At 67.2% G+C, this 6791-nt stretch carries 4 protein-coding genes and 1 tRNA gene; 4 read left to right on the plus strand and 1 reads right to left on the minus strand.

The genetic code is table 11. The features are described from left to right. Positions 1-67: 67 nt before the first annotated feature. From AU187_RS23790 to mbtM, 3 genes are all read left to right on the plus strand, one after another. The gene (locus tag AU187_RS23790; protein WP_059098964.1) at positions 68-3085 is read left to right on the plus strand and encodes a UPF0182 family protein; all 3018 of its coding nucleotides are present in this window, start codon (positions 68-70) and stop codon (positions 3083-3085) included. 151 nt (positions 3086-3236) lie between these two features. After that, positions 3237-3310, plus strand: a tRNA-Met gene (locus AU187_RS23795). 160 nt (positions 3311-3470) lie between these two features. After that, positions 3471-5000, plus strand: a complete 1530-nt coding sequence (gene mbtM / locus AU187_RS23800) for a long-chain-fatty acid--ACP ligase MbtM (protein ID WP_059101082.1) — start codon at positions 3471-3473, stop codon at positions 4998-5000. A gap of 6 nt (positions 5001-5006) precedes the next feature. On the opposite strand, the gene sodC is transcribed toward mbtM, so the two are convergent. Next, the gene (sodC, locus tag AU187_RS23805) at positions 5007-5873 is read right to left on the minus strand and encodes a superoxide dismutase[Cu-Zn] (RefSeq protein WP_059101081.1); all 867 of its coding nucleotides are present in this window, start codon (positions 5871-5873) and stop codon (positions 5007-5009) included. A gap of 63 nt (positions 5874-5936) precedes the next feature. Between sodC and AU187_RS23810 the strand changes: the two genes are divergently transcribed. Next, entirely contained in the window at positions 5937-6689 is a 753-nt protein-coding gene (locus AU187_RS23810) for an alpha/beta hydrolase family protein (RefSeq protein WP_059101155.1), read from the plus strand. Positions 6690-6791: the final 102 nt, after the last annotated feature.

Here is a 6791-nt window from a genome sequence, read left to right on the forward strand (position 1 = left end):
GTAGAGTTGGGGCCAAGCTTGGGGTGGCGTCGATCGCGACGTATGGGAATGGAACTGGAGTCGACGAGTGGGTATGCGGCCCGCGGCACGAATGCCGAAGCTGACACGACGTAGCCGGATTCTCATCGGGGTGGGCGCCGTCGCCGTCCTGCTGTTGTTGATCGGACCACGGTTGATCGACACCTACGTCAACTGGCTGTGGTTCGGCGAACTCGGCTATCGCTCGGTCTTCACCACCGTGCTGTTCACCCAGATCCTGCTGTTCCTCGTGGTGGCGCTATTGATCGGCGCGATCCTGTTCGCCGGGCTGGCGCTGGCCTACCGCACCCGACCGGTGTTCGTGCCGACCAACGGCCCCAACGACCCGGTCGCCAGTTACCGCACCGCGGTGATGGCGCGGCTGCGACTGGTCGGCTTCGGCGTGCCCGCGCTCATCGGCTTGTTCGTCGGGCTGTTCGCGCTGGGGCAGTGGCAGACGGTCCAGCTGTTCTTACACGGCGACAGCTTCGGGATCACCGACCCGCAGTTCGGTATGGATCTCGGCTTCTATGCCTTCGACCTGCCGTTCTACCGGCTCGTGCTGAACTACCTGTTCGTCGCGACCTTCCTGGCGTTCCTCGGAAACCTGTTGGGTCACTATCTGTTCGGCGGCATCCGACTGTCCGGGCGCGCCGGCGCGTTGAGCCGTGCGGCGCGCATCCAGTTGATCACCCTGGTGGGCATCCTGATGCTGCTCAAGGCGGTCGCCTATTGGTTGGATCGTTACGAGCTGCTGAGCCACACCCGCGGCGGCAAGCCGTTCACCGGTGCCGGCTACACCGACATCAACGCGGTGCTGCCGGCCAAGCTCATCCTGATGGCGATCGCGGTGATCTGCGCGGCCGCGGTGTTCTCGGCGATCGTGCTGCGCGATTTGCGTATCCCCGCGATCGGTGTGGTGCTGTTGCTGTTGTCGTCGCTGGTGGTCGGCGCGGGCTGGCCGCTGGTGGTCGAGCAGTTCAGCGTCAAACCCAATGCGGCGCAGAAGGAAAGCGAATACATCAGCCGAAGCATCACGGCGACCAGACAGGCTTACGGGCTGACCGACGACGTGGTCACCTACCGCAATTACAGCGGCGACTCGGCGGCCACCGCGCAGCAGGTCGCCGCGGACCGGGCGACGACGTCGAACATCCGGCTGCTGGATCCGACCATCGTCAGCCCGGCGTTCACCCAGTTCCAGCAGGGCAAGAACTTCTACTACTTCCCCGAGCAGCTGTCGATGGACCGCTACATCGGCCCCGACGGCAACCTGCGCGACTACGTGGTCGCCGCCCGCGAGCTCAACCCCGACCGGCTGATCGACAACCAGCGCGACTGGATCAACCGCCACACCGTCTACACCCACGGCAACGGTTTCATCGCCTCACCGGCCAACACCGTGCGTGGCGTCGCCAACGACCCCAACCAGAACGGCGGTTATCCGGAGTTCCTGGCCAGCGTGGTCGGCGCCAACGGCAGCGTCATCTCGCCCGGACCGGCGCCGCTGGATCAGCCACGCATCTATTTCGGACCGGTGATCTCCAACACCCCGGCCGACTACGCGATCGTCGGCAAGAACGGCGACGTCGACCGCGAGTACGACTACGAGACGAACACCGAGACCAAGAACTACACCTACACCGGCCGCGGCGGCGTTCCAGTGGGCAACTGGCTGGCGCGGTCGGTTTTCGCCGCCAAGTTCGCCGAACGAAACTTCTTGTTCTCCAACGTGATCGGCCCGAACAGCAAGATCCTGTTCAACCGCGATCCGGCGGACCGCGTCGAGGCGGTGGCGCCGTGGCTTACCACCGACACCAGCATGTATCCCGCGATCGTGAACAAGCGGATGGTGTGGATCATCGACGGCTACACCACGTTGGACAACTACCCGTACTCAGAGTTGACGACGTTGTCGAGCGCCACCGCCGACTCCAACGAGGTGGCGATCAACCGGCTCGCACCCGACAAGCAGGTGTCCTACATCCGCAACTCGGTGAAGGCCACCGTCGACGCCTACGACGGCACGGTGACCCTCTACGCCCAGGACGAGCAGGATCCGGTTCTCAAAGCGTGGATGAAGGTGTTCCCCGGCACGGTGAAGCCCAAGAGCGAGATCTCGCCGGAACTGCAGCAGCACCTGCGCTATCCCGAGGACCTGTTCAAGGTGCAGCGTGCGCTGCTGGCCAAGTACCACGTCGACGACCCGGTGACGTTCTTCTCCACGTCGGACTTCTGGGACGTGCCGCTCGACCCGAACCCGACCGCGAGCAGCTACCAGCCGCCGTACTACATCGTCGCCAAAGACCTTGTCACCAGAGACCGTTCGGCGTCGTTCCAACTGACCAGCGCGATGAACCGGTTCCGCCGCGACTTCCTCGCCGCCTACATCAGCGCCAGTTCTGATCCCGACACCTACGGCAAGCTCACGGTGCTGACGATCCCCGGGCAGGTCAACGGTCCGAAGCTGGCGTTCAACGCGATCAGCACCGACACCGCGGTCAGCCAGGACCTCGGCGTGATCGGCCGCGACAACCAGAACCGCATCCGGTGGGGCAACCTGCTGACGCTGCCGGTGGCTGATGGTGGGCTGCTCTACGTCGCGCCGGTGTACGCCTCGCCGGGGGCCAGCGACGCCGCGTCGTCGTACCCGCGCCTCATCCGGGTGGCGATGATGTACAACGACAAGGTCGGCTACGGCCCCACGGTCCGCGATGCGCTGACCGAGTTGTTCGGGCCTGGCGCCGACGCGACCGCCACCGGGCCTGCGCCGATCGCGGGTCCGGGTGGACAGCAGCCGGCCGCGCAGCCCCCGGCCGACGGTGAAGCGCCGACCGGTCGCACGCCGGCCAACCAGCAGGGCCAGGCACCGGAGGCGCCCGCTCCCGCCGCGGTGCCGCCGGGCGGCCCGGTGGAGTTGTCCGGCGCGAAAGCCGCTGCGCTGCAAGAAGTCAACACGGCGCTCGACGCGCTGCGTAAGGCTCAGCAGAGCGGTGACTTCGGCGAGTTCGGCGAGGCGCTGCAACGCCTCGACGATGCGATGAGCAAGTACCAGTCCGCCGGCTAGCCCTTCTCCGCGTTCTGCGCGAGCGACCGTGTCTGTACGGCAACACACGGTGTCCGGCCGTACATTTGCGGTCGCTGACGCGTAGCGAAAGGCCCGTGACCGCGCGATTTGGAAGTGCACGAGCGCCTTCGGTAACGTTGCGTTCACCCGACGCGGGGTGGAGCAGCTCGGTAGCTCGCTGGGCTCATAACCCAGAGGTCGCAGGTTCGAATCCTGTCCCCGCTACTAGGTGAAACGGCCCCCGGAGGATTTCCGGGGGCCGTTTCGTATCTCGCCGACGGCATCGAGGTGATTTCCCACGGCGAACTTCGATCGGTTAGCTTTGGACGCAATTGACCAGATCGACAATCGCTTATTCAAGCGCGTAAACACTGCGAGGTGGTCCATGGACTCGTTGGCGAAGGCCTTTGCCGAGCGGCTGACCAGCTCTGACAACAGCCTGCACGTCTTCGACGACGGCACCTGGATCCGCCACCCCTGGCCGGAGGTGCACGGCCGGTCGGAGAACGTCGCGGAGTGGCTGCTCAACGAGGAAGTCTCCACGCTGGGGCTGGCGGGCGAACCCACCGTCGAGCTGATCGCGGCGATCCTGGGCGCCTTCCAGGCCGGCGTCGCGGTGACCATCGCGCCCAGCCCGGTTCGAGGCGCGGACGCAGACAAGTGGGCGCAGACGACGGTGGCCCGGTTCGCGGGTATGGGCGTCAGCCACGTGCTCACCGGGCGAAGTCATCTCGAGCAGCTCGCCCGCGTCGACGGCGGGCCGGTGGTGAAAGAACTGAATTCCGTTGCGCCGCTTGCCAGATCAACGACCTTCCGGCGACCCGACGAACCCGCCGCCATCGCCCTGCTTCAGGGCACGGCCGGCTCGACGGGTGTTCCTCGCGCGGTGCAGCTGTCCCCGGATGCGGTGCTGGCCAACCTCCGCGGCCTCAACACCCGCATCGGGGTGTCTCCGGCCGACTCCGGTTGTTCCTGGCTGCCGCTGTATCACGACATGGGCCTGAGCTTTGTGCTGGCCGGAGCCCTGGGCGGTATCGACCTGTGGCAGGCGCCGACCGCCGCATTCCAGGCCTCACCGTTTCGCTGGTTGGACTGGCTCACCGAGAGTCGCGCCACTATCACCGCTGCGCCGAACATGGCATACGGATTGATCGGAAAGTACTCGCGCCGGGTCACCGACGTCGACCTCGGCAGCATGCGGTTCGCGCTCAACGGCGGCGAACCCGTCGACTGTGAACTGACCGCGCTGTTCGCCACCGAGATGGCCCGCTTCGGGTTCTCCGCCGGTGCGCTTGCGCCCTCCTACGGCTTGGCCGAATCCACCTGTGCCGTAACGGTTCCCGAGCCTGGCCGCGGCATGATCGTCGACGGCGCCGGCCATGCGGTGCTCGGCGAGCCGATCCCCGGCATGTCGGTGCGTGTCGAGCAGCGCGACGACGCTGAGGACGATGGGGTGGGCGAGATCCTGATCCGCGGAACCTCGATGATGTCGGGCTACCGCGACGACGCCCCGCTGGACCCCGACGAATGGTTCGCCACAGGCGATCTCGGCTATTTCGTCGACGGCGGTCTGGTGGTTTGTGGCCGCGCCAAGGAACTGATCACGGTGGCAGGCCGCAACATCTTCCCCGCCGAGGTCGAACGGGTGGCGGCCGGCGCACCCGGCGTGCGGGACGGCGCCGTGGTGGCGGTCGGCGTTGGGGAGCGCTCGATCAGGCCCGGCGTCGCGATCGTCGCGGAGTTCCGCGGTCCCGACGAGGCACAGTCGCGCGCCGACCTCATCGAGCGCGTCGCATCCGAGTGCGGCGTGATACCCGCCGACGTCGTCTTCGTCCGGCCCGGCGCACTACCGCGGACTTCATCGGGCAAGTTGCGGCGGCTCGAGGTCAAACGCGACCTGCTGCAGCGGTCCTGATCGCCGTCAGCCGCCCGGAGCGGGTGGCGCCGGTGGTGGGGTCTCGGTCGTTGTTGTCGTCGTCGGCGCGGTCGTCGTAGTGGTCACAGTGGTCGTGTCCGCCGTCGTGGTCTCAATCGCCGGCGGCGGCGGCACCACCGTCTCGGTGGTCGGGCTGATCACGGTCGTCTCCGTCACCGTCGTCGGTGTCGTCGTCGTGGTTGTCGTGGTCGTCGTCGTGGTGGTGGTTCCCGACGCCGACTGGATGACACCGCACGCCACCCGCGCGCCGGCATCACCCGTGGCCAGCGTGTCCTGATCCGGACCCGGCGTGCCATTGGGCTGGGTGTAGCGGTCGGGGATGTGCGCGAAGTTGTCCTCGTCCTGGTGGATCATCAGCGCGGTGCCCTCACCGGCCAACAGATCCTGAGCCGTGAACGCATCGGTGGTCGTGACGAGCTCTGCGGACCCGTCGGAGCGGACCTCCAGCGCGGTGAGGTCGCCGCTCGCCGGGTGGCCGGTGTGCCCCGGCGCCTGGAAGTGGCCGCCCGCCGACAGGAAATCACCTGGCTCCCCGCCCGTGGGCGGGACCGAATTGGCTTCGCACTTGCCCACCGAATGGATGTGCAAGCCGTGGAAACCCGGGCTCAAGATGCCGCTCTCGATCGTCTCGACCGTGACCCTGGCGAAGCCGTTCGCGAAGTCCAGGGTGGCGTTGGCGACAGGTGTGCCGTCGGCCGTCTTCAGCTGTGCGTTGAGTCGCTCGGTGGCCGCGGGCGCCGCCGTGGTGCCGGGCGTCGTGGTCTCTTCGCCGGCGTCCTCGGTGCTGCAGCCGGTCAGCGCGACGATCGGTGTCGCCACGGCGAGCGCCGCGATGATGATTCGGTTTGCCATGGCACCCTGGTACCCGAAGAAGTGATCGACGACACATGGTCGCCGGATGACAGGATGACCCGCGTGGCTGAGCGTGTCAGTTTCCCGAGCTGCAGCGGACCCACGCTCGCGGGTGAGCTCGACATGCCCGACGGCGACGTCCGCGGGTGGGGCGTGTTCGCGCACGGCTTCACGCTCGGCAAGAACAGTCCTGCGGCCAGCCGCATCTGCAAGCAACTCGCCAGCGAGGGCATCGGCATGCTGCGCTTCGACAACCTCGGCCTCGGTGACTCCGAAGGCGACTGGAGCGACGGGTCGTTCTCGCACAAGGTGGCCGACACCGCGCGGGCCGTCGAGTTCATGAACTCCGAAGGCCGCGAGGTGCGCCTGCTGGTCGGTCACTCCTTCGGCGGGTCGGCCGCCATCGCCGCGGCCCACGAGTGCCCGAGCGTCGCGGCGGTGGCCAGCATCGCGGCGCCGTCCGAGCCCGCGCACGTCGAGCGCACGTACGACGCGCTCGTGGAGCGGATCGAGGCCGAGGGGGAGGCGCCGTTCCTCATCGGCGGCAAGGCGCTCACGTTGAAGCGGCACTTCATCGACGACGTCCGCAACGTCGATCTGCAGGAGCGCATCCGAACGCTGCGCCGCGCGCTGCTCGTCATGCATTCGCCGACCGACAACACCGTCGGCATCGAAAACGCCAGCGAGATCTTTCGCGCGGCCCGGCACCCCCGCAGCTTCGTCTCGCTCGAGGGCGCCGATCATCTGCTCACCGAGAAGAACCAGGCGGCCCGCGCCGCGCGCATCATCAGCGCCTGGGCCGACCCTTACCTGTGATTTGTGCACGTTTCGGAGCGTTCACCGCTCTGTTCTGTTTCGGGACATCGCTGACAGGTTGATGTCTCGGGACATCGCTGACACCTGAGTGGGGCTGCGGCC

It is taken from the genome of Mycobacterium sp. IS-1556 (assembly GCF_001499985.1).
GTDB lineage: Bacteria > Actinomycetota > Actinomycetes > Mycobacteriales > Mycobacteriaceae > Mycobacterium.

Bases quoted from the DNA above. Each gene is read 5' to 3' on its own strand.
- mbtM (WP_059101082.1), top strand. From the start codon at position 3,471: ATGGACTCGTTGGCGAAGGCCTTTGCCGAGCGGCTGACCAGCTCTGAC.
- sodC (WP_059101081.1), bottom strand. From the start codon at position 5,873: ATGGCAAACCGAATCATCATCGCGGCGCTCGCCGTGGCGACACCGATC.